We start from the raw sequence: 22,917 nt of genomic DNA, 5'->3' as shown, positions 1-22,917 counted from the left end.
GGCGGATCGCCGGTCGGCAGCCGGCCGGGCGACCGCCGGGCAGCCGCCGCACCGGGTGTGAACGCGGTCTACCTGGGTATACATCTCGGCCTCAGCGGGCCCGGTCCGCTGCTCGGACCGGGCCCGATGCCGATCACGCCTTGGCGATCGCGGCGCGCACACCGCCGACCACATCGGCCGCCTCGGGGCCCGCGGCGCCGAAGTTCAGCTCGGTCGCGAGGATCTCACCGGCGATCAGATCGCGATGCGTCCGCGCCCACTCCGCACGCTCCTCGGGCACCTCCAGCACCACCGTGATGCGATCGGAGACGTCCAGGCCCATCGATTTGCGAGTCTCCTGCAGATCGCGGATCAGGTCGCGGGCCCAGCCCTCGGCCTCGAGTTCCTCGGTCACCTCCGAATTCAGCACCACCAGACCGGCGTTACCGGGCAGGGCGGCGGTGGATTCGGGCTCGGCGGCCACCAGTCGCTGGGTGTACTCCTCGGGCAGCAGGGCGATCCCGTCGTCGTGGCCCGGCACCAGCGCCTTGACCACCCCGTCGTCCTCGCGCCACTGGCCGGCCTTCACCGCCTTGATCACGCCCTGCACGTCCTTGCCCAGCCGCGGCCCGGCGGCGCGCGCGTTGACGACCAGTTCGAACCGGCCGTGCGCGGCCACGTCGGTGGTCAGGTCCACCTTCTTGACGTTGACCTCGTCGGCCACCAGATCCGCGAACGGGCGCAGCCGTTCGGCGTCCGGCGCCGCGATGGTGACCTCCGCCAACGGCAGCCGCACGCGCAGATTCTGCGCCTTGCGCAGGCTCAGCACGGTCGAGCACACCGACCGCACCTCGTCCATCCCCGCCACCAGCTCGCCGTCGTGCGGCAGGTCCGACTCGGCGGGCCAGTCGGTCAGATGTACCGACCGCTCCCCGGTCAGCCCGCGCCAGATCACCTCGGTGATCAGCGGCAGCAGCGGGGCGGCCAGCCGGCAGGTGACCTCCAGCACGGTGTGCAGAGTGTCGATGGCATCGCGGTCCTCCTCCCAGAACCGCGAACGCGACCGGCGCACATACCAATTGGTGAGCGCGTCGGCGAACGAGCGCAGTTCGTCGCAGGCGGTGGCGATGTCGTAGACCTCGAGCGCCTCGGTCATCACATCGCGGGCCGCGGCCAGCTTGGCCAGGATGTAGCGGTCCAGGACGTGCGGCGAATCGGTCCGCCACACACCGGGTTTCGAGGCGTACAGCTGCAGGAACGTCCACGCGTTCCACAGCGGCCGCAGCGCGTGGCTCACCCCTTCGCGGATGCCGCGCTCGGTGACGATCAGGTTGCCGCCGCGCAGCACCGGCGAGGCCATGAGGAACCACCGCATGGCATCGGAGCCGTCCCGGTCGAACACCTCGTTGACGTCCGGATAGTTGCCCTTGGACTTGGACATCTTCAACCCGTCGTCGCCGAGCACGATGCCGTGTGCCACAACGGATTTGAACGCCGGTCGGTCGAACAGCGCGGTCGAGAGCACGTGCAGGTTGTAGAACCACCCTCGCGTCTGCCCGTTGTACTCGACGATGAAGTCGCCGGGACTGTGCGCTCGAGCAGCGGACGTGCCCGCAGTGTTCGATGTGACGGCTCCGCCGTCGAGCTTCGATGTGACGGCTCCGCCGTCGAGGTTCGAGGTGACGGCTCCGCCGTCGAACCACTCCTTGTTCTCGAACGGGTAGTGCACCTGCGCGTACGGCATCGACCCCGACTCGAACCAGCAGTCGAGCACCTCGGGGGTCCGCCGCATCATCGACTTCCCGGTCGGGTCATCGGGATTCGGCCGCACCAACTCGTCGATTCCCGGCCGGTGCAGGTCCGTCGGCCGCACGCCGAAGTCGCGCTCCAGCTCGTCCAGCGAGCCGTACACGTCCACCCGCGGATAGGCCGGGTCGTCGGAGATCCACACCGGGATCGGCGCACCCCAGTACCGGTTGCGGCTGATGTTCCAGTCGCGCGCGTTCTCCAGCCACTTACCGAACTGGCCGTCGCGGATGTGCTCGGGGACCCAGGTGATCTCCTTGTTCAGCTCCACCATCCGATCGCGGAACTTGGTCACCGCCACGAACCAGGACGGCACCGCCATGTAGATCAGCGGCTGACCGGAGCGCCAGCTGTGCGGATAGGAGTGCTCGATGGTCTCGTGCCGCAACAGCTTTCCGGCCGCCTTGAGGTCCTTGATGATGACCGGATTGGCGTCGAAGACCATCAGGCCCTCGTAGGGCGGCACCATCGAGGTGAACTTGCCGCCGGCATCCAGCGGCTGCACCACCTCGATGCCGTTGGCGGCGGAGACCTCCATGTCCTCCTCACCGAACGCCGGCGCCAGATGCACCACGCCGGTTCCGGAGTCGGTGGTCACGTAGTCGGCGTTCAGCACCCGATGCGCGTTCGGATGGCCGAGGAAGAAGTCGAACGGCGGCCGGTAGTCCAGCCCCGCCAGCGCCGCCCCGGAGTGCTCGGACAAGACCTCGAGCCCGGCCTCGGCGGTGCCGAGCTCGCGCGCGTAGTGCGAGACGCGCTCGGCGGCAAGCACATACCGCTTCCCGTCCTTGCCGCGGACGTGCGCGTAGGTGATGTCGGGATGGACGGCGATCGCCAGGTTCGACGGCAGCGTCCACGGCGTCGTCGTCCAGATCAGGGCATTGGCGCCGTCGAGTTCGTGCAGCGGATGGTCGGCCGGAACCTGCAGCAGCATGTCGACGGTGACGGCCGGGTCCTGGCGCATCCGATAGGCGTCGTCGAGGCGCGCCTCCTGATTGGACAGCGGTGTCTGCTCGTACCAGCTGTAGGGCAGCACCCGGAAGCCTTGGTAGACAAGGCCTTTGTCGTACAGCGACTTGAAGGCCCACATCACCGACTCCATGAAGTCGATATCGAGGGTCTTGTAGTCGTTGTCGAAGTCGACCCACCGGGCTTGGCGAGTCACATAGTCGCGCCACTCATTGGTGTAACGAAGCACAGAGGATTTACACGCGGCATTGAATTCCGCGAGACCCATCGCATCGATCTGTGATTTGTCCGTGATACCGAGTTGCTTCTCCGCTTCGATTTCGGCGGGCAATCCGTGTGTGTCCCAACCGAAACGCCGTTCCACCCGCTTACCGCGCATCGTCTGGAACCGCGGAATCAAATCCTTCACATATCCGGTGAGCAGGTGACCGTAATGTGGCAAACCGTTGGCGAACGGGGGGCCGTCGTAGAAGACGAACTCGTCGCAGTCCGGACCACGGTTGTCGATGCTGGCCCGGAAGGTGTCGTCGGCGGCCCAGTAGTCCAGCACCCGGCGCTCGAGTTCCGGGAACGACACGTTCGCGCCCTGCCGCGAGCCGGCATCCGCATCGGTGAAATCGACGCGGGGATAGGCGTTGCGGGTGGATGTCTCGTCCGCCATGGCGGCTGTGGTCTCCCTCGTGCCAGTGCGCTCAGCGCAATCGGTGGGCACGGGGACGACCTCGGCGCCCGTGCGCCGCTGCCGCGGTACCACCCCGCTTGTCCGTCCCGGATGTGGCTCCGGCGGACGGACCTCTCGTTACGAGCTGTGACGGGCTCACCCGTTCGGTTCTACTGAGCGCTCCCGCGCCGTTCTTCCGAAGGCTCCCCGGTGATGGCCGGATCAGTGCCGTTGATACGTTCGATTGTAGCCGCGACGGGCAACGGTATTTCCGTGCCCTGCTGGGTACTGCGACCCGGAAAGGTTCAGCGCTTGGCATGCCGGCCGGGCCGCGATTGCGGTCCGTCGTCCGGGTTGCGGATCGCCAGCGCGCTGACCAGCAATATCACCGCACCGATGACGCATACGACGATGCATCCCCACGCCCAGATCACCGATCCGGTGGTCAACGCCGTCACCAGGAGAGCGAAACCGACCGCGGCCAGGACGAGCGTCAGAACGAGCATGGTCACCCCCTAGGCGGGCAGGGCGGGCCGCATCGCCCGCGAGGGCCGGGCGGCTCGACAGAACTACGACCACACAGCGGTATGCGACACCGGACCCCGTCGCGCGGGCGGGGACGGCGGGCAACCGGGAATTCCTATTTGCCGCCCTTGGCGAACGAGGCCGGCGAGTGGTTGCTCGAGATGGCCTCGAACGCCTCACCGCCGTCGACCGGCACCGCCGAACCGCGGTTCTCCAACTCCTCGAGCTGCGATTCCAGGTAGGACTTCAACCGCACCCGGTACTCGCGCTCGAACGTCTTCAGCTGCTCGATCCGGCTCTCCAGGACGCTGCGCTGCTGGGTGATGGTCGCCATGATCTCGGTGTGCTTGCGCTCGGCGTCGGCCTGCAGGGCGTCGGCCTTCTCCTTGGCCTGCCGCAGCTGGCTGTCGGACCGGGTCTGCGCATCCGACAGCAGCGCCTCGGCCTTCTGCCGGGCCTCGCCCACCATCGCGTCGGAGCGGGTCTGCGCCTCGCTGACCATTCGCTCCGAATTTGCCCGAGCGTTCGCCAAGAGCTGCTCGGCTTCCGCCTTGGCATCGGTGGTGAGCCGGTCGGCCATTTCCTGCGCCAGGCTGAGCACCTTGGCGGCCTGCAGATTCGCATCCGCCGCGGAATTGTCCTTGGCCGCCACCGGCGCGGCGGCGGGCACCGGAACCGGCGGCGCGACGGGCGCGGGCTTCGGCGGTTCCGGTTGCGGCGGAGTGGGTTTCACCGCCTGCGGAGCCGGGCGCGACTTCTTGGCATCCGCCAATTCGGCATCCAGCTCAGCAACCCGCTGGCGCAGGTCCGCATTCTCCTCGATGAGGCGTGAGAGCTCCTGCTCGACCAGGTCGAGGAAGGCGTCGACTTCGTCCTCGTTGTAGCCGCGCTTCCCGATCGGCGGTTTGCTGAACGCGACGTTGTGCACATCGGCTGGAGTCAGCGGCATGGAAGGATCCCTTCACGCTTCGTACGGAGATCTAGCGTAGATCTTCTAGCAAGCTCTTCTTCTCGGCCCATTCTGTCACACCGGAGCTATCGGCTGCCCGAGCCTGCTGACGATCGACATCAGAATGAAGACGATGAAAAGCAGGACCATAATCGACAGATCGAGCCGAATTCCCCCCAGGTTCACGGGAGGTATCAAGCGCCTCAACAGTTTCACGGGCGGATCGGTGATCGTGAAGATCACCTCCAGAACGACGGCGACGAACCCCCGCGGATGCCAATCGCGCGCAAAGCTGCGGATGAACTCGACGATCACTCGGCTGATCAGCAACAGCCAGAAGAGGAACAGGAGTACATACAGCACCTGGAACAAGGCCACCTGTCCACTTTGCCTCAGATTCGGTGTCCTGCAAACTCCCCGCGCCGACCATACGGCGTCATTTCCCCCCGTCGCGGCTCACCCGACCGGGGCCGCCGCCGCGCCGCGGCACCCGGTTCGGGCTTATTTCTGGTTGTAGAAGCCGTTTTCGGCGATGCGTCGGCGCTCTTCGGCCGATACATCGACATCGGACGGTGAGAGCAGGAACACCTTGGTGGCCACCTTGTCGAACGAACCACGCAGCGCGAAGGCCAGGCCGGCGGCGAAATCCACCAGACGGCGTGCGTCGGCGTTGCTCATCTCGACCAGGTCCATGATCACCGGCGTACCGTCGCGGAAACGCTCACCGATGATCGCGGCCTCGGCATAGGTGCGCGGACGCAGTGTCGTGATCTTGGACAACGGACCTCCGTCCTCGAAGACGGGGGTGCGGCGCGGCGCCGGCTCGAACCGGGCCCGCTCCTCCATCCGCCGCTCTTCCATCCGCCGTTCGGCCTCGGGATCGACCGCCAGCGCACCGTGCGTGGTGCCGCGCACCATCGGCGTACCGCCGCCGAGCCCACGGGAACGGCCCGACGGGGCCGACTCGATGCGGGTGGGACGGCGCAGTGGCTCGTAACGATCGTCGGAGTAGGACTCGTCGCCGAATTCCGAGCGCCGCGGCACCGTGTATCCGGGCTGGTACGGCGCCTTGTAGGCCGGTTCCGGATAGCCGGGGGCGTCGGCGAAGCGATCGTCGCCGAACCGCGAACGGCCGGCGTCGTAGGGATCGTCGTCGAAGCGCGCGCGGCGGGCACCCCGGTCATCGGCGAGCGGGCCACGGTCGTCGATTCCTCGAGGACTGCGGTCGTCGACGTAGTCGTCCTCGTATTCCTCGAGCGGGACCATGCCGAAGTACGCCTTGAATCGATGCAACGTGCTCATGCTTCCACCTCGCTATCGCTAGGCTCCAGCACGAGCGCGCTGGTGGCTGCGCTGATGTCTCGCTCGCTACGCTCGCTCATCCTGGTCGACCTTCCTGCGGCCCCGACTGGCCTGGGTGTTGAAGTCCTGCTCAGTCCTCGTCAGCCCCAAGCATATGTTTCGAATGTGACTGATGAGGTTTGTTTGCTACTGCGAGGTTATCGGTCGTTCGCCCATCAGAGCAGTACCGACACGCACGCAGGTAGAGCCGTGTCGAATGGCGGCCTCGAGGTCGCCCGACATGCCCGCCGACAATTCGGTCGCGCCCGGATGCGCGGCCAGCAGCGTGCGATGCAGACCGGCCAGTTCGGCGAAGGCCGGCTCCGGGTCCGCACCCAGTGGCGGAATCGCCATCAGGCCCGCGAGCTGCAGATTTTCCGATCTCGCCACCTGCTCGGCCAGCGCCGGGAGATCCTCCGGGGCGACGCCGCCGCGCGCCGGATCGCGGTCCAGACTCACCTGCAGTAGCACACGCAGCGGATCCTCGCGCGCTCCGTCCGCCCGCGCGGTCGCCGTGGCGGTGTCAAGGGCTCTCACCAAACGCTCCGAATCCACCGAATGCACTGTATCGGCCCAGCGCACAACCGATTTCGCTTTATTGCGCTGCAATCGGCCGATCATATGCCAGCGCATCTGCGCCAGATGTCCTAATGAGGCCACCTTCGCGGAGGCCTCCTGCTCCCGCGATTCGCCGAATTCGCGCCGGCCGAGCCGGTACAGGATCTCCACGTCCGAGGCCGGGAAGTATTTGGTCACCGGCAGCAGCCGGACGGTGTCCCGATCGCGCCCGGCGTCCCGGCAGGCGGCGTCGATGCGCGCTTCCAGACGGGCGAGCGCGGTGGCGAGTTCGGCCTCGCGCGCCGCCGTATCGAACGCGGATTCGGTTGTGCTCGACTCGGATTCGGCGTGGGTCACCGGTCCTCCTCCATCCAGATCACCCCGGCGATGCGGCCGGTGGGCGCACCGCGGCGGTGGCTGAACAGGGTCTCGTCGGTGATGGTCGAGCGCGGATCGATCGCGATCGCCCCGACCCCGGCCGCTTCGAGCTGGCGGCGGATACCGGCGCGCAGGTCCAGGCCGGGGGTACCGCGCCGGGTCGTGGTGGCGCTGCCGGGCAGATGGGCTTCGACATCGTCGCGCATGGCGGCGGGCACCTCGTAGTCCTCGCCACCGGCGGCCGGGCCGAGGAAGGCGCCGATGCGGTGCGGCTGCGCGCCCACCGACATCATCGCCTCGAGCACCTTCGGCACGATGCCGATGCGCGCGCCGACGCGGCCGGCATGCACGGCCGCGATCACCCCGGCCTCGTCGTCGGACAGCAGCAGGGGGACGCAATCGGCGGTGAGGACCACCAGCGCCAGATTCGGCACCGTGGTGACGAGCGCGTCGGTCACCGGGACCGGTTCGGCTCGCGGGCCGTCGACGATCTCCACGTTGCGGCTGTGCACCTGTTCCATCCAGACCAGGCGATCGGCCGGCAGTCCGATCCCCTCCGCGAGCCGTAACCTGTTGCGCCGCACCGCTTCCGGATCGTCACCGACGTGATCGCCCAGGTTGAACGAGTCGTAGGGCGCCACCGAGAACCCACCGGCCCGCGTGGTCGTCACCCGTCGCGTCCGAACCGAAGCCTGTGTCATATCTCCGAGATTAATAGGCTCCACGGACTCGGCGGCGAACGTGCCGAATGGCGACCCGGATGGTAAGTGGTGCGGCGGCGAACCGGGGTACAGCGCGAGCATGCCCGGCGGAGTACCCACGGCGTGCGCGTTCATTCATCCGACGGCGCCGTGGAAGTCGGCGCCGTGGTGACCACGCCGGGCAGGCCGCCGCGGCTCGCGGTGTTCGGTATCACACCTGACCACTCGGGGGCACCGGTCGCGACGAGCCGGCGACGTCATCGAGCGGCCGCCCCGCACCGGCCCACCGGAATTCCGGTGCCCCACCGGGGTTTCGATCGGCCGGCGACCCACAGACGCCGCTGCCCCCACCGAAACTTCGGCGGGGGCAGCGGGATCGGTCTCGTCACCGGCGCATGAAGTCGGGGACGTCGACGTCGTCGGTGTCCTCGTCCGGCATCTGGATGTGCGAACGGCTGTTGTGCGCGATGGTCGGCTCGGTGGCCGGGCGCGGCTCGTAGGAGGGGGCCGGACCGCGGGCGGGCGCCGGGTCGGCCGGGCGCTCGGCCTCCGACTGGCGGGTACTGCCGAATTCCCGGCGGGTGGTGGACTGGCCGATGTCACCGGCTCGGCCGGCGCCGATATTCGTCCGGCCCGCCGGTTCGATGCGCCGGGCGGGCGTACCCCCGTCGAAGCCGGCGGCGATCACCGTCACCCGGACCTCGTCGCCGAGCGAATCGTCGATGACCGTACCGAAGATGATGTTGGCCTCGATATGCGCGGCCTCCTGGACCAGCGAGGCGGCCTCGTTGATCTCGAACAGACCGAGATCCGATCCGCCCGCGATCGACAGCAGCACGCCGTGCGCACCGTCCATCGACGCCTCGAGCAGTGGTGAATTGATGGCCGCTTCCGCGGCTTTCACCGATCGTCCCTCGCCGCGCGCCGAGCCGATACCCATCAACGCCGAACCGGCGCCGGACATGACGCTCTTGACGTCGGCGAAGTCGACGTTGATCAGACCCGGGGTGGTGATCAGGTCGGTGATGCCCTGAACACCGTTGAGCAGCACCTCGTCGGCGGAGCGGAAGGCGTCCATCAGGCTCACCGCCGCGTCGCCGAGCTGCAACAGCCGGTCGTTCGGGATGACGATGAGGGTGTCGCAGGATTCGCGCAGCGCCTGGATCCCGGCCTCGGCCTGATTGCTGCGCCGCTTGCCCTCGAAGGAGAACGGCCGGGTCACCACACCGATGGTCAGAGCGCCCAGCTTGCGGGCGATCGAGGCCACCACGGGCGCGCCACCGGTGCCGGTGCCGCCGCCCTCACCGGCGGTCACGAAGACCATGTCGGCGCCCTTGAGCACCTCTTCGATCTCGTCCTTGTGGTCCTCGGCGGCCTTGCGGCCCACTTCCGGATCCGCCCCGGCGCCCAGACCGCGAGTGAGTTCGCGCCCGACGTCGAGCTTGACGTCCGCATCACTCATCAGCAGTGCCTGCGCGTCGGTGTTGACGGCGATGAACTCGACTCCCTTGAGTCCCTGTTCGATCATTCGGTTGACGGCGTTCACGCCGCCGCCGCCGATACCGACGACCTTGATCACTGCAAGGTAGTTGTGCGGGGGCGTCATGGGCTCTCGCCTTCCTTCGATCCAAAGCCTGTCGTTTTCGGATGCTCGGCGCAGCGCCGGTTCGAGATCCCCGGTCCGCCCGGGTTCACACTCGGACAAACCCTAAACCTGAACCATAGGGTTGGCGTTATGTCAAGTATCCGACTGGTGCGGAACGCTATTCGCACCCGCCGCGATCCGTGCGCAGGCGCGCCGACACGAGGGTCAGAATCTTGTGTGATCCGTCTCGTCCGAGCCCGTCGGGCATGGTATCGCGAACGGCCGCCGTTGACATCGAGATCGGGTCTCGATATCCGCACGACCGCGGATTCACCGGCCCCGCACGCGACTGCAACACCCGGACCAGCCCAGGTGCCACGGCCGTCGCACGCGGCCATCGACTCCCGGCCGCCGGTCGAAAACCGCAACGGCACAACGAGTGTCACTATCTTACCGTTACCAGATCGGGACTGGAAACGTCGAATACCGTCCCGGGGCGGGTCAGCACCGGAAGGACTACCGCCGCTTTGCGTTCGGAGTCGTCCGGACCGCCCCAGACCACAGTACGCTCGTCCCGCAATTTCAGCTCGATATCCGAAACCGACCGCGCCACAACCTGTCCCACCTGGGCACGAAGCCCGGGCGGAGCGGCATCGAGCACCGCGACCGCGGCCCGCGTCACCGGATCCGCGCTGCCCGGATGATCGGTTCGGAGTTCGGGCACGCCCGGCGGCGGCGGTTCGATCGCGAATTCCACGCTGTCGGCGTCCAGCAGGTGCGGGCCCTGCGGACTGTCGAAGAACACCACGGCGCTGCGCTCGTCGACGGTGACCCGCACGGTGGACGGGAACACCCGCTGCACCCGCGCCGACCGGACCTTGGGCAGCGCCGCTACCCGGCGGGCGATCGCATCGGTGTCGATGCGCAACATCGACCGGCCGTCGGGAATCTGCAGGACCGCGCGCACATCCGGTTCGGGCACCGTCGAAAGCCCCGTGACCTGCACGGTCCGCACCGACAGCAGCGGGGTGAAATAGGCCACCGCGAGCAGCACGAGCACGACGATCACAACGGGCGTGGCCCACAACAGGATTCGCCGGCCACGGACATCGGTGAGCGCGCGCAGCCGATCGCCGCGCCCGAATCGCGGTTCGTCGTCGAACTCGGGATCGACGGCCGGATCCGCCGGTTCGGTCGCACCCCGGCGTGTCATCTCCACCTCCCTCTCCGGCCGGCGCCGCGGCGCACACCGATCGGGGGCGCCCCGATCACCGCGCCGACGGCGGGCGCACCCGCAGTCCGTCCAGAATCTGGCCGCCCAGCATCGTCACATCACCGGCGCCCATCGTGATCACCACATCGCCGGCTCGGGCCAGGCTCGCGGCCTGCCGGCCCACCCGCGACATATCCGGTTGGTAGTGCACGGGTTTGGTGACCGCCTGGGCCACCAGCGCACCGTTCACGCCGGGCAGCGGTTTCTCCCGCGCACCGTAGACATCGAGTACCACCACCTCGTCGGCCAGCGACAGCGCCGCACCGAACTCCGCGGCGAAGGTGGCCGTACGACTGTAGAGATGCGGCTGGAAGACCACGATCACCCTGCCCTGCCGGGACCGGGCGCCGTCGGCCGCCTCCTGACGCACCAACTCGGCCGCGGCGCCGAGCACGGCGCGCACCTCGGTCGGATGGTGGGCGTAGTCGTCGAAGACCCGCACCCCGTTCTCCCGGCCCACGAACTGGAAGCGCCGGTGCACCCCGCCGAAGCCCTCCAGCCCCTGCAGGATGTCGTCCACCTCGGCACCGGCGTCGCGGGCGGCCAGCAGCGCGGCCAGCGCGTTGAGGGCCATATGCCGCCCGGGCACCGACAGGCGCAGCGTGCGCGGGGCGGGTTCGTCGGCCAGTTGCACCGTCGCCACTCCACCGACGTCACGCGGCTCCCAGGCCAGCAGGCGGGCGCCGAGCGGAACCGGCGTCTCGGGCAGATCGGCGGATCCGTACCCGGCGACCCGGATATCGAGGTCGCCCGCGGCGATCCGGGCGGCCACCCGCTCCGCCAGCGCCAGCGAACCCGGATCGTCGAGACAGACCACCAGCAGCCCACCCCGCCCCAGGCGCGCCACGAAATCGTCGAAGACCTGAACGTAGGCCTCGTCGGAGCCGAAGAAGTCCAGGTGATCGGATTCGATATTGGTCACGACCGCGACGTCCGGATCGTATTGCAGCAGCGAGCCGTCCGATTCGTCGGCCTCGGCCACGAAATAGCCGCCGGTGCCGTGATGGGCGTTGGTACCCGCCTCGTTCAGCTCACCACCGACCGCGAACGACGGATCGAATCCGCAGTGCTGCAGCGCGACCACCAGCATCGAGGTGGTCGAGGTCTTCCCGTGGGTACCCGACACCAGCAGGGTGTGATGGCCACGCATCAATTCGGCCAGCACCGCGGGCCGCAACAGCACCGGCACGCCGCGGCGATGCGCTTCCACCAGTTCGGGGTTCGTCTTCGGAATGGCGGCGTAGGTGGTCACAACCGCGCTCGGCCCGCCCTCGAGCAGGTCCAGCGCACTCGCATCGTGGCCGATCCGGACCTGTGCGCCGCGGGCTCGCAGGGCCAGCACTCCGCGGCTCTCCTTGGCATCGGAACCGGAGACCGCGCCGCCGCGCGCGAGCAGAATGCGCGCGATACCCGACATCCCGGCGCCACCGATGCCGACCATATGCACCCGGCGCAGCAGTTCGGGCAGCTCGGACGGCGACTGCCCGCCCGCCGCGGACTGTCCCGCACCCACCGTGGGCACCTCGACCGTCTCGTTCCCTCCGGTCACCGGCCGGCCACCTCCACCACGATCCGCGCCACCTCGTCCGCGGCGTCGCGATGCCCGGCGCCGGCGGCCGCGACCGACATGTTCGTCAGCGCGACCGGGTCGGTGAGCAGCGCGATCACCTCGTCCATCACATACTTCGGCGTCATCTCCGCATCCGCGACGATTCTGCCACCACCCTTCGCGACCACCGGCCGGGCGTTGAACTCCTGTTCCCCGTTCCCGTGCGGCAGCGGCACGTAGAACGCGGGCAGGCCGACCGCCGAGACCTCGGCCACCGTCATCGCACCGGACCGGCACACCGTGGCATCGGCGGCCGCATAGGCCAGATCCATCCGCGACAGATACGGCACCGCAACGTATTTCGCGCCGTCGCGGCCGGCCTCGGTATCGACACCACCGAGGTCGAGGGTGTTCTTCGGGCCGTGCGCGTGCAGCACCGAAATTCCGGCCGCGAGCAGCTGGGCCGCCGCGCCGGATACAGCCTCGTTCAACCGGCGGGCGCCCTGCGAGCCGCCGAACACCAGCAACATCGGTCCCTGCTGCGGCAGCCCGAAATAATCCCGGGCCTGCGCGCGCAAACCGGCGCGATCGAGGGTCGCGATCGACTCCCGCACGGGGATGCCGACCACCTCGGCATCGGCCCGCCCGCGCGCGTGCACACCCGAATTCGGCACCGCCGCCAGCACCCGCGCCGCCCGGCGGGCGCCGACCTTGTTCGCGATCCCGGCCTTCACATTGGCCTCGTGCACCACCAGCGGTACCCGGCGCGCGCGCCGCAGCAGTCCCCCGCCGGCCGCCAGATAGGCCGGCACCGAGACGTACCCGCCGAAACCGATGATCACGTCGGCCTCGACCGCCTCGATCACCTCACGAGTGCGGGCGACCGCCGCGCGCACCCGGCCGGGCAGGCGCAGTAGGTCGGCGGTCGGCTTGCGCGGCAACGGAACCGGCGGAATCAATTCCAGCGGATAGCCGCGTTCGGGGATCAGCGTCGTCTCCAGTCCGCGCTGGGTGCCCAGGGCGGTGATCCGGATCGAGGGATCCAGTCGGCGCAGTGCGTCCGCGACCGCCATCGCGGGTTCGATATGTCCGGCCGTGCCCCCGCCGGCGACGATCACCGAGAGCGTCCGTTGCCCGGAAACCGTCGTACCGCTCTCGCCGGTTGTCACCTCGAATTACCTCGTTCTCTCGCATGTGTCATCGGGTAGCTGGGCTCCCAGGCCCGCGTGGTCCGCCACGAGGACGCACCGCGCGCCTCCCGCCGGGCGGATTCGGCGCCGCGTCGTCGTGCCGAATCCGAATCTATCGACCGTCGCGCGGTCCCCGCGGAGCCACCCCGTACCTTGGCGCCGCGCGACTGACCGGATTTGTCCGACCGCTTGCGCGCGGGTGGCAGTTCGCGCCGGCGCGGCCCGGAGACCGCGGCGCGCGACTGCCCGGCGGCGCGAGCGCGGGCGGCGGAATAGGTTTCGGGGATCGGCAACCGCAGCAGCCGGCTGAACCGGCCGTCCTGGCCGGCCTTCAACGCCGCGATCGCCTCGGGTTCGTGCCGGGCCGCGCTCGCGATCAGACCGAACATCATCAGGGTGATCGCCAGCGAGGAGCCACCGGCCGAGACCAGCGGCAGCTGCAGACCGGTCACCGGCAACAGTCCCACCACGTAGCCGATATTGATCAGCGCCTGGCCGGTGATCCAGGTGGTCGCGGCCGCGGTCAGCAGCCGCAGGAACGGATCGACCGAGCGGCTCGCGATGCGCAACCCGACGAAGACGAACAGCGCGAACAGCCCCAGCACCAGCGCACATCCGAGAAAACCGAGTTCCTCGCCGATGATCGCGAAGATGAAGTCGTTGTGCGCGTTCGGCAGATAACTCCACTTCGCCCGGCTCTGGCCGAGCCCGCGTCCCCAGATTCCGCCGTCGGCGAGCGAGAACAGTGCCTGCCGGGCCTGATAGCCGATGCCCTGCGGATCGTCGCCCGGGTTGAAGAACGCGCGCATCCGATCGGAGCGATATCCGGCCGACAGCGCCAGAATGCCGGCCGCGACCGCGCCCGAGACCGCGATGGTCACGAACAGCCGCACCGGCAATCCGCCGAACCACAGCAGGGCGACCAGCACCAGACCCACCGCGATGGTGGTGGACAGGTTCGGTTCCAGCACGATCAGCAGACAGACCAGCAGACCGGCCGGCACCAGCGGCACCAAGATGTCCTTGTAGCCGGTCTGATCCGGCCGGCGGGTGGCCAGCAGATGGGCGCCCCACAGGATCAGGGTCACCTTGACGATCTCCGACGGCTGCACCGAGACGAAACCCAGGTCGAACCAGCGCCGCGAACCCTGCACCTGCGAACCGATACCGGGGATCAACACCAGCACCAGCAGCAGCACCGAGATCGCGAACACCGGGAACGACAGCTGTCGCAGGGTTCGCAGCGGAATCCGCAGGGCCACGTAGAACAACGCCGCGCCGAGCGCGGCGAAGAACGCCTGCTGCACGAACAGCGAATACGCCGAGCCGCCGTCGGCATAGGCCTCCACACTGGAGGCCGACAGCACCATCACCAGTCCGAGCACGGTCAGCAGCGTGGCGATGGTGACGACCAGATGGAAGTCGGCCAGCGGGCGCGCCAGCCAGGCACCGAACCAGGTGCCCACGGGCTTGCGCGCCGGTTTCGTCACTGTTGGCTCCCGATATCTCTCTCGTCCAGGGCCTGTACCGCCGCCACGAAACTGCGTCCGCGGTGGGTGTAGTCGGCGAACATGTCGAGCGAGGCCGCCGCCGGGGCCAGCAGCACGGTGTCACCGCGACCGGCGTAACCGGCGGCGATGCGCACCGCACGGGCCATCACCGCGTCCGCGCCGTCGATTTCGGCGACCAGCGATGCCGTGGAGGGTTCCCCGCTCATCTGTGCATCGTCACCCGAACCGAGCTCGACCACCGGGACATCCGGCGCGTGTCGCGCCATCGCGGCCGCGATGATCGGCGCGTCCTGACCGAAGACGACCGCGGCGACCAGCCGGTCGGCGACCTCCTCGATCAGATCGTCGATATGCGCTCCCTTGAGCTGGCCACCGGCGATCCAGACCACCTGTGGATGCGCCAGGATCGACGACCGCGCCGCATGCGGATTGGTCGCCTTCGAGTCGTCGACGAATCCCACGCCGCCCAATTCGCGCACGAAGGCCGCGCGGTGCGGGCCCACCTTGTGCTCGGCCAGGCCCTCCTTCACGAATTGCGGAGCGACGTCGATGGCGCGGGTCAGCGCGGCCGCGGCCAGCGCATCGGCGATGCCGGCCGGACCGGGCGGGCTGATATCGCCGACCTCGGCCAGGATGGCGGCCTTGGTGAAGGCGCGATCGAGCAGCTTGCCGTCCACCACGCCCAGTTCGCCGTCGGCCGGCACACCGACCCGGAAGCCGACCGTGCGGCGCGCCTTGGACTTTCGCGCCAACGCGGCCGCCACGGCGTCGTCGAGGCCGACCACACCGACGCGCCCGGTCAGGGCGCGCGCCTTGGCCGCCGCGTAGGCGTCCAGGCCGCCGTGCCAGTCCAGGTGATCCTCGGCCACATTGAGCACCACACCGGCCTCCGGCCGCACCGACGGCGCCCAGTGCAGCTGGAACGACGACAGTTCGACCGCGAGAATCTGCGGGCCCGGGGTACGCCGCAACGCGTCGAGGATCGGCAGCCCGATATTGCCGCAGGCCACGCTGGCCAGTCCGGCCGCGCGCAGGATCGCGTGCGTCATCTGCGTGGTGGTGGTCTTCCCATTGGTCCCGGTGATCACCAGCCATTTGCGCACCGGCCCGTACAGCCGCGCCTGATCGACCCACCAGGCGAATTCCACATCGCCCCAGACCGGAATGCCCTCGGTCACCGCCGAGACCAGGACCGGCGAATCCGGCCGCCAGCCCGGGCTGGTGATGACCAGCGCGAAGCGTTCCAGCGCACCGGGTTCGAGCAGTTCGGCGCCGGTGGCGGTGTCCAGTCCGAGTTCGGCGGCTTCGGCCATCGCCTTCTCACCGGCATCGGTGACCACGGGGCGGGCGCCGATATCGCGCAGCGGCTCGATCAGCGAGCGCCCGGACACCCCCCATCCCGCGACGAGAACGTCACGGCCACGCAGAAATTCGAGCATGGGACCCGGAGAACGCAGGGCCCGCGGAGTATGTTCGACCATCGCTGCTTACCCGACCTGAGAGAGGTATTCGCTGTAGAACAAGCCCAGACCGACCGCCGCCGCAATTCCGGCCAGCAGCCAGAACCGGATGATGACCGTCGTCTCCGCCCATTTACTCAGCTCGAAATGGTGATGGAACGGCGCCATCTTGAACAATCGGTTACGGGTGGTCCGGAACACCGCCACCTGCAGCACCACCGAGACGGTCTCGGCGACGAACAGCGCGCCGATCACGACCATCAGCAGTTCGGTGCGGGTGGTGATGGACAATCCGGCGATCAGACCGCCGAGCGCCAGCGATCCGGTATCGCCCATGAAGATCTTGGCCGGAGCCGCGTTCCACCACAGGAATCCGACGCAGGCCGCCGCGCCCGCGGCACACACCAGCGCCAGATCCAGCGGGTCGCGTACGTTGTAGCAGCCGGCCTCGGCCTTGAATTCGCAGGCGTGGTAGTACTGCCAGAACGTGATGATCACGTAGGCGCCCAGGACCAGACTCATCGATCCCGCGGCCAGGCCGTCCAGGCCGTCGGTCAGATTCACCGCATTCGACCAGGCGACCACGACCAGGCAGACGAAGGCCAGGAAGATGATCACGCTCATCGAGACGGTGTTGATCTCGCGGACATAGGACAGATGACGGCTGGCCGGAGTGCGTCCGCCCGCCCCGCGGAACTGCAGGGCGAGGACGCCGAAGATCACCGCGGAACCGAGCTGGCCGATGTATTTGCCGGCCGCGGTCAATCCCAGATTGCGCTGCTTGCGCAGCTTGATGAAGTCGTCGATGAAACCGACCACGCCCAGTGCGGTGGCCAGGCCCAGCACCAGCAACCCCGACACCGAGGGCCCGTCGGCGTGATAGCCGATGCCGATCAGATGCGAGCCGAGATAGCCGGCCCACATGCCGATCAGGATCGCCACGCCACCCATGGTCGGCGTACCGCGCTTGGCCTGATGGCTCTCCGGCCCGTCGATGCGGATCTCCTGGCCGAATCCCCGCCGTGCGAACATGCGGATCAGCAGCGGCGTGAGCAGGATCGATACCGCCAGCGCGATCCCCGCCGCGAACAGAATCTGCCTCATCCCGCTGCCTCCGTGCGCCCGGCGCCGGCCGGGTCGTGTATCGCCGATTCCGTCCCCGCGGCGAGCACATGCTGCGCCACCGCCCACAGGCCCGCGGAATTCGACGCCTTCACCAGCACCACGTCACCGGGTTCGATCTCGTTGTCCAGCAAGGCGACCGCGGCGTCGATATCGGGGACGAGGATCGATTCCTCGCCCCACGAGCCTTCCATGACCGCGCCCTGGTGCAGTGCGCGGGCCGGACGGCCGGTGCCGACCACGATCAGGCGATCGACGTCGAGGCGGACCGCGAGCCGTCCGATCGCGTCGTGTTCGACCACCGACTCCTCGCCCAGTTCGGCCATTTCGCCCAGGACCGCCCAACTGCGCCGACCGCGCGGCGCGGTCGGCGTGCCACCGGCGCGCGACATCGAGACCAGCGCCTTGAGCGCGGCGCGCATGGAATCGGGGTTGGCGTTGTAGGAATCGTCGATGACGGTCACCCCGTCGGGCCGGGTCCGCACATCCATCCGATGGGCCGAATCGACCCGCGCCCCGGCCAGCGCCTGCGCGACCGTTTCCAGCGTGGCCCCGCATTCCAGCGCGACCGCGGCGGCGGCCAGAGCGTTGGCGACCTGGTGTTCACCGTGCACCCCGAGCCGGACGTCGATCCGGGAACCCTTGGCGTGCAGCGTGAATCGCGCCCGCGCATCGGAGTCGAGCACGAGATCGGTGGCGCGCACGTCGGCGCCGGCGGCCCGACCGTAGGTCACCACCCGGGCCCGGGTGCGGGTGGCCATCGCCGCCACCCGCGGATCGTCGGCGTTCAGCACCGCGACACCGTCGGCCGGAAGCGCTTCCACCAGTTCGCCTTTGGCCTGCGCGATGGCGTCGCGGCTACCGAACTCCCCCAGATGGGCGGTACCGACGTTGAGCACGACGCCGATGCGCGGCGGCGCGATCTCGGCGAGCGCCGCGATATGTCCGGGTCCGCGCGCGGACAGTTCCAGGACCAGGAATCGGGAGTCCGCGCCGGCGCGCAACGCCGTCCACGGGTGCCCGAGTTCGTTGTTGAACGATCCGGGCGGCGCGACCACCGCCCCCAGCGGGGTCAGGACGCGAGCCAGCAGATCCTTGGTGGAGGTCTTACCGGCCGAACCGGTCACGCCGACCACCGTGAGGCCGCCGGCCGACAGCCGGTCCACGCTCGCCCGGGCCAATTTCGCCAGTGCCGCCAGCACCGCCGCACCCGATCCGTCGGTGTCGTGGGCCAGCACGTACGACCGGTTCGCGGCCGCCGCGCCGAGCGGTTCGACCACGATCGCCGGCACGCGGACCGGCCGGGCCGCCAGCACGGCCACCGCACCCGCGGCCACCGCCCGTTCGGCGTAGTCGTGCCCGTCGACGTGCTCGCCCGGCAGCGCCAGGAACAGATCACCGGATTCGATTCGGCGCGAATCGAATTCGACCGCGCCGGTCACCGTCACCGCGGGATCGCTCACATCGTGCAGCGTGCCGCCGACGATGTCGGCGATCTCCCGCAGAGTCATTTCGATCATGAAACCGTCAGGTCCTTGCCGTCGGCACTTCTCGCCAGGGCCTGCCCCAGCACCTCACGGTCGTCGAACGGATACTTCACACCCGCAATCTCCTGCCCGGTCTCGTGTCCCTTACCCGCCACCAGCACGACGTCACCCGCCCGCGCCCAGTCGACCGCGGCGGCGATGGCGGCCGCGCGATCGCCGATCTCGCGCACCTCACCGCGCTCGGATTCGGCGATTCCCAGCGCACCCGCCCGGATCGCCGCCCGGATCTCGGCCGGGTCCTCGGTGCGGGGATTGTCGTCGGTGATGATCAGCAGATCCGCGCCGCGAGCGGCGGTCGCGCCCATCAGCGGCCGCTTGCCGGCATCGCGATCCCCGCCGGCGCCCACGACCACCGCCAGGCGCCCGCCGGTGTCGCGCAGATACCGCCGCAGCGTCGCGATCACCGATTCCACCGCAGCCGGCTTGTGCGCGTAGTCGACCAGCGCGAGGAAGTCCTGCCCCGCATCGACCCGCTGCATCCGGCCGGGAACATCCACCGCGGCGAGCGCCGCGGCCGCGACCGCGGGGTCGACGCCCGCGCTCGCGCACACCGCGAGCGCCAGCAGGCCGTTGGCGATGTTGTAGCGCCCCGGCAGCCGCAGCCGAGTGCTGATCGCGCCCGACGGTCCGATCGCGGTGAACTGCTGGCCACCGTCGGCGAGCGCGACGACGTCGTCGACGGTCCACTCCGGTTCCGTCGCACCGGTCGCACCGGCCGCGGTGGCGACCGTGACCACGGGAGCGCGGCCGCTCGCCTCCCGAGCCAACCGGCGACCCCAGGCGTCGTCGACGCAGATCACGCAGGTGTCGGCGGCGACCTGACGGTCCGGGGCGCCCGGGTCGGGGACGAACAGGCGGCGCTTGGCGGCGAAGTAGTCCTCGAAATCGGCGTGGAAGTCCAGGTGGTCCTGCGACAGATTCGTGAACGCGCCCACCGCGAAGTGCACGCCGTCGACCCGGCCCAGGGCCAGCGCGTGACTCGACACCTCCATCACCACCGCCTGCACACCCTGCTCGACCATCAGCGCGAACATCGCGTGCAACTGCGGCGCTTCGGGGGTGGTGAGCGCGCTCGGCACCCGTCGGCCACCGATGCGGGTCTCGATCGTTCCGATCAGCGCGGTCGACCTGCCGGCCGCCGCGAGCCCGGCCTCGACCAGATAGGAGGTGGTGGTCTTACCGGACGTTCCGGTGATCCCGATGACCTGCAGCTTGCGCGACGGATGCCCGTACAGCGCCGCCGACAGCTCACCGAGGACCGCGCGCGGGTCGTCGTGGATCAGCACCGGCACGCCCAGGTCGCCGAGCAGTTCCGCGCCCGCCGCATCGGTGAACACGGCCACCGCGCCGCGCGCGACGGCGTCGGCGGCGAAGCGGGCGCCGTGGGCCTTGGCCCCGGCCAGACCGGCGAACAGATCTCCGGGCTGCACGGCGTTCGACCGCTGCTCGATGCCGGTGATCTCGATCCCGGCCGCGGCGCCGGCAGTCGGCCGCGCACCGGTCAGTTCGGCAACGGCCTGCACCGACATCGGCGACGCTTGCGCCGGGCGAAGCACCTGCGGGCTGGGCTGCACGGGCACCAGGCTCCTTTCCGGTTCGCACATCTGTGCATCGGGGTCGAGATTCGGGGTCGGGGAGTCAGGTTACCTGTGGGCGATCGGCGGGTACGCAGCGTGGGCGTCTCCCGTGCACCGGCTCCCCTGCCTCATCGCTCCCACGCCCGGCTACGCGGCGCCCGCCGCGTGCGAGAACGCCGACGTCGAATCGGATTTCCGGCCCTGCGCACACTCACATCGCCTGCAGCACAAGCCGTTTCGGCGGCACCGTGGACGGCGGTACGCGATCGCGCTGCAGCGCCCAGGATGCGATGTTGTGGAACAGCGGCGCCGCGGACTGACCACCACTGCCGTCGGAGCTGCGAACCGGAGCGTTCAGCATGATCCCGACGACGTAGCGCGGATTGTCGGCCGGCGCGATCCCGGCGAAGGTGATCCAGTAGCGGTCGCTGGAGTAGCACTGACATTTCTGATCGATCTGCTGCGCGGTTCCGGTCTTCCCCGCGATCTGATAGCCCTCGATCCCGGCCGGAGCGCCCGTGCCCTGCTGATAGCCCATCGGATCGCGCTGCACCACCGCCTGGAACATCTGGCGCAGCGTGCGTGCGGTCTCGGGACCGACCACCCGCACTCCGTCGGGCTGTGGTTCGGTGGTCCGGTGGCCGTCGGGGCCGATCACATCCTTGACGATGCGCGGCGGAATGCGCACCCCGTCGTTCGCGATCGCCTGATACATCCCGGTCATCTGCAGCAGAGTCATCGAAAGGCCCTGCCCGATCGGCAGATTCGCGAAGGTCGAACCCGACCACTGATCGCGCGGCGGCACGATGCCGCCGCTTTCACCGGGCAGCCCCACGCCGGTGCGCCGGCCCAGGCCGAAGCGCGAGACCATATCCGAGAAGCGGTCCTCGCCGACTCGCTGCGCCAGCATCAGGGTGCCCACATTCGACGACTTACCGAAGATGCCGGTGGTCGTGTAGGGCGTGACGTCGTGCGACCAGGCATCATGCACGACCACGCCGCCCATGTGGATCTCCCCGGGAACCTGATGGACCTCGTCGGGATTGGTCAGCCCGTATTCGATCGCCGCGGCCGCGGTGATGATCTTGTTGACCGACCCGGGTTCGTAGGCGTCGGTGACCGACGGGTTGCCGATATTGGCCGCCGCCCAGTACTTCGGATCACGCGACGGATCGAAGGTGTTGTTGTTGGCCATCGCGAGCACCTGCCCCGTGTGCGCGTCCAGCACCACCGCCGAGGCGTCCTGCGCTCCCGATTTGTCCTTCGCCTCCTGGACCTGCTGCTGCACGTAATACTGCAGATCGGAATCCAGGGTCAGCTCCACCGTGGAGCCGTTGACCGCCGGCACCTTGTCGCGCTCACTGCCCGGGATCACCGCCCCGTCGGAGCCGCGATCGTAGGTGTGCGACCCGTCGGTACCGGCGAGCACGGAATCCATCGATGCCTCGAGGCCGACCTGACCGTGGCCGTCCCAGCCGGTCGCGCCCACCACGTTCGCGGCCAGCGACCCACCGGGGTAGACGGGTGTGTCCTGCCGCTCGGTGCCGACCTCCGGGAACTTCTCGGTGATCTCGTCGGCGACGCGGGGGTCGACGTTGTAGGCGAGATAGGTGAATTGATCGTCACTGCGCAGTTTGGCCAGCAGGTCGGCTTCCGGCGGCGCGTCCTTACCGAGCTTCTCGTGGATCGCCTTCGCGATCGCCGCGAGCCGCTTGTCCACCTCCGGTGCCTTGTCGCTCTTGGCGCGGGCCTCGGCCAGCTCCTTGCGCACCGCCACGGGCCGGAAATTCAACTTCTTCGTCGCGACCGTGAAGGCCAGTGCCCGCCCGTCGCGGTCGAGAATCGACCCGCGCAACGCGTAGTCGGTTTGGTGCACGGTGCGCTGGCTGGCCGCCTCGGCGGACAGTCTGGGCGCGGAAAACGTTTGCAGCCAGAGCAATTGCATCGCGACGACGAGCAGAGCCACCAGCATGAGAAGCCGGCCGACCCCGAACCGCATCCGGGCGGAGGCGTCCGCCGCGGTACCCGGCCGCCCGGCGCGGCGCGCGGGTGCGGAGCGCACCCGGCCGCGGCCCGGGGCCTTCGCACCGGCTCTGCCTCCACCGCGAGCATTCATCGATGCGTCCCCTCGGGTGACGCCTGCGCCACCGATTGCGAGTCGACGGGCGGTGCGGCCGGAGCCAGAGGCGCGGCCGGAGCCGCCTGGGCGGCTGGTTGTGTACCGTTCGGCGGCGCG

At 69.1% G+C, this 22,917-nt stretch carries 17 protein-coding genes; all 17 read right to left on the bottom strand.

Annotated elements, in window-relative coordinates; genetic code table 11:
- Nucleotides 1–133 precede the first annotated feature (133 nt).
- Nucleotides 134–3,415, bottom strand: coding sequence for an isoleucine--tRNA ligase (ileS, locus tag ON37_RS09025; protein ID WP_040718400.1), 3,282 nt, complete (start codon nucleotides 3,413–3,415; stop codon nucleotides 134–136).
- Between the two features lie 305 nt (nucleotides 3,416–3,720).
- A complete protein-coding gene (locus tag ON37_RS09020) occupies nucleotides 3,721–3,921 on the bottom strand; it encodes a hypothetical protein (RefSeq protein WP_040718434.1) in 201 nt (66 codons plus the stop codon).
- A 134-nt stretch (nucleotides 3,922–4,055) separates the two neighbouring features.
- On the bottom strand, nucleotides 4,056–4,889 hold the full coding sequence (wag31, locus tag ON37_RS09015) for a DivIVA-like cell division protein Wag31 (RefSeq protein WP_040718399.1): 834 nt from the start codon (nucleotides 4,887–4,889) through the stop codon (nucleotides 4,056–4,058).
- Nucleotides 4,890–4,964: 75 nt separating this feature from the next.
- The gene (locus ON37_RS09010; RefSeq protein WP_030514706.1) at nucleotides 4,965–5,267 is read right to left on the bottom strand and encodes a YggT family protein; all 303 of its coding nucleotides are present in this window, start codon (nucleotides 5,265–5,267) and stop codon (nucleotides 4,965–4,967) included.
- A gap of 123 nt (nucleotides 5,268–5,390) precedes the next feature.
- Nucleotides 5,391–6,191, bottom strand: a complete 801-nt coding sequence (locus tag ON37_RS09005) for a cell division protein SepF (protein WP_040718397.1) — start codon at nucleotides 6,189–6,191, stop codon at nucleotides 5,391–5,393.
- 186 nt (nucleotides 6,192–6,377) lie between these two features.
- Nucleotides 6,378–7,145 (bottom strand): YggS family pyridoxal phosphate-dependent enzyme, encoded by a 768-nt coding sequence (locus ON37_RS09000; RefSeq protein WP_040718396.1) that lies wholly within the window; start codon nucleotides 7,143–7,145, stop codon nucleotides 6,378–6,380.
- On the bottom strand, nucleotides 7,142–7,867 hold the full coding sequence (gene pgeF, locus ON37_RS08995) for a peptidoglycan editing factor PgeF (protein WP_040718395.1): 726 nt from the start codon (nucleotides 7,865–7,867) through the stop codon (nucleotides 7,142–7,144). Before pgeF ends, ON37_RS09000 begins: the two co-directional genes overlap by 4 nt.
- 385 nt (nucleotides 7,868–8,252) lie before the next feature.
- The gene (gene ftsZ, locus ON37_RS08990) at nucleotides 8,253–9,473 is read right to left on the bottom strand and encodes a cell division protein FtsZ (RefSeq protein WP_040718394.1); all 1,221 of its coding nucleotides are present in this window, start codon (nucleotides 9,471–9,473) and stop codon (nucleotides 8,253–8,255) included.
- 424 nt (nucleotides 9,474–9,897) lie between these two features.
- Entirely contained in the window at nucleotides 9,898–10,665 is a 768-nt protein-coding gene (locus tag ON37_RS08980; RefSeq protein ID WP_085997254.1) for a cell division protein FtsQ/DivIB, read from the bottom strand.
- A 55-nt stretch (nucleotides 10,666–10,720) separates the two neighbouring features.
- Nucleotides 10,721–12,166 (bottom strand): UDP-N-acetylmuramate--L-alanine ligase, encoded by a 1,446-nt coding sequence (gene murC, locus ON37_RS08975; protein ID WP_051031382.1) that lies wholly within the window; start codon nucleotides 12,164–12,166, stop codon nucleotides 10,721–10,723.
- A 104-nt stretch (nucleotides 12,167–12,270) separates the two neighbouring features.
- On the bottom strand, nucleotides 12,271–13,443 hold the full coding sequence (gene murG, locus ON37_RS08970) for an undecaprenyldiphospho-muramoylpentapeptide beta-N-acetylglucosaminyltransferase (protein WP_040718392.1): 1,173 nt from the start codon (nucleotides 13,441–13,443) through the stop codon (nucleotides 12,271–12,273).
- Nucleotides 13,440–14,954, bottom strand: a complete 1,515-nt coding sequence (gene ftsW, locus ON37_RS08965; protein ID WP_083892837.1) for a putative lipid II flippase FtsW — start codon at nucleotides 14,952–14,954, stop codon at nucleotides 13,440–13,442. The genes murG and ftsW overlap by 4 nt, the downstream gene beginning before the upstream one ends.
- Nucleotides 14,951–16,414 (bottom strand): UDP-N-acetylmuramoyl-L-alanine--D-glutamate ligase, encoded by a 1,464-nt coding sequence (gene murD, locus ON37_RS08960; protein ID WP_040718390.1) that lies wholly within the window; start codon nucleotides 16,412–16,414, stop codon nucleotides 14,951–14,953. The genes ftsW and murD overlap by 4 nt, the downstream gene beginning before the upstream one ends.
- Nucleotides 16,415–16,462: 48 nt before the next feature.
- Nucleotides 16,463–17,539 (bottom strand): phospho-N-acetylmuramoyl-pentapeptide-transferase, encoded by a 1,077-nt coding sequence (gene mraY / locus ON37_RS08955; protein WP_040718389.1) that lies wholly within the window; start codon nucleotides 17,537–17,539, stop codon nucleotides 16,463–16,465.
- Nucleotides 17,536–19,077 carry a UDP-N-acetylmuramoyl-tripeptide--D-alanyl-D-alanine ligase gene (locus tag ON37_RS08950; protein WP_040718388.1) on the bottom strand — a complete coding sequence of 514 codons (1,542 nt, stop codon included), beginning with the start codon at nucleotides 19,075–19,077 and terminating at the stop codon, nucleotides 17,536–17,538. The genes mraY and ON37_RS08950 overlap by 4 nt, the downstream gene beginning before the upstream one ends.
- Nucleotides 19,074–20,684: a UDP-N-acetylmuramoyl-L-alanyl-D-glutamate--2,6-diaminopimelate ligase gene (locus ON37_RS08945; RefSeq protein ID WP_040718430.1), complete on the bottom strand. Its 1,611-nt coding sequence runs from the start codon at nucleotides 20,682–20,684 to the stop codon at nucleotides 19,074–19,076. The genes ON37_RS08950 and ON37_RS08945 overlap by 4 nt, the downstream gene beginning before the upstream one ends.
- A gap of 208 nt (nucleotides 20,685–20,892) precedes the next feature.
- On the bottom strand, nucleotides 20,893–22,797 hold the full coding sequence (locus ON37_RS08940; protein ID WP_051031377.1) for a peptidoglycan D,D-transpeptidase FtsI family protein: 1,905 nt from the start codon (nucleotides 22,795–22,797) through the stop codon (nucleotides 20,893–20,895).
- Between the last annotated feature and the right edge of the window lie 120 nt (nucleotides 22,798–22,917).

Source organism: Nocardia veterana NBRC 100344 (assembly GCF_000308855.1).
In the GTDB taxonomy this organism is placed as follows: Bacteria; Actinomycetota; Actinomycetes; order Mycobacteriales; family Mycobacteriaceae; genus Nocardia; species Nocardia veterana.
The sequence above is the reverse complement of the archived record's forward strand: the minus strand, read 5'-3'. Positions and strand labels throughout refer to the sequence as shown.

What these genes read in the sequence shown, in the direction of transcription:
- ON37_RS08980 (WP_085997254.1), bottom strand. Translation starts at nt 10,665, where the DNA reads ATGACACGCCGGGGTGCGACCGAACCGGCGGATCCGGCCGTCGATCCC.
- pgeF (WP_040718395.1), bottom strand. Translation starts at nt 7,867, where the DNA reads ATGACACAGGCTTCGGTTCGGACGCGACGGGTGACGACCACGCGGGCC.
- ON37_RS09005 (WP_040718397.1), bottom strand. Translation starts at nt 6,191, where the DNA reads ATGAGCACGTTGCATCGATTCAAGGCGTACTTCGGCATGGTCCCGCTC.
- murD (WP_040718390.1), bottom strand. Translation starts at nt 16,414, where the DNA reads ATGCTCGAATTTCTGCGTGGCCGTGACGTTCTCGTCGCGGGATGGGGG.
- ftsZ (WP_040718394.1), bottom strand. Translation starts at nt 9,473, where the DNA reads ATGACGCCCCCGCACAACTACCTTGCAGTGATCAAGGTCGTCGGTATC.
- ON37_RS08950 (WP_040718388.1), bottom strand. Translation starts at nt 19,077, where the DNA reads ATGATCGAAATGACTCTGCGGGAGATCGCCGACATCGTCGGCGGCACG.
- ileS (WP_040718400.1), bottom strand. Translation starts at nt 3,415, where the DNA reads ATGGCGGACGAGACATCCACCCGCAACGCCTATCCCCGCGTCGATTTC.
- ON37_RS08940 (WP_051031377.1), bottom strand. Translation starts at nt 22,797, where the DNA reads ATGAATGCTCGCGGTGGAGGCAGAGCCGGTGCGAAGGCCCCGGGCCGC.
- mraY (WP_040718389.1), bottom strand. Translation starts at nt 17,539, where the DNA reads ATGAGGCAGATTCTGTTCGCGGCGGGGATCGCGCTGGCGGTATCGATC.
- wag31 (WP_040718399.1), bottom strand. Translation starts at nt 4,889, where the DNA reads ATGCCGCTGACTCCAGCCGATGTGCACAACGTCGCGTTCAGCAAACCG.
- ON37_RS09020 (WP_040718434.1), bottom strand. Translation starts at nt 3,921, where the DNA reads ATGCTCGTTCTGACGCTCGTCCTGGCCGCGGTCGGTTTCGCTCTCCTG.
- murC (WP_051031382.1), bottom strand. Translation starts at nt 12,166, where the DNA reads ATGGTCGGCATCGGTGGCGCCGGGATGTCGGGTATCGCGCGCATTCTG.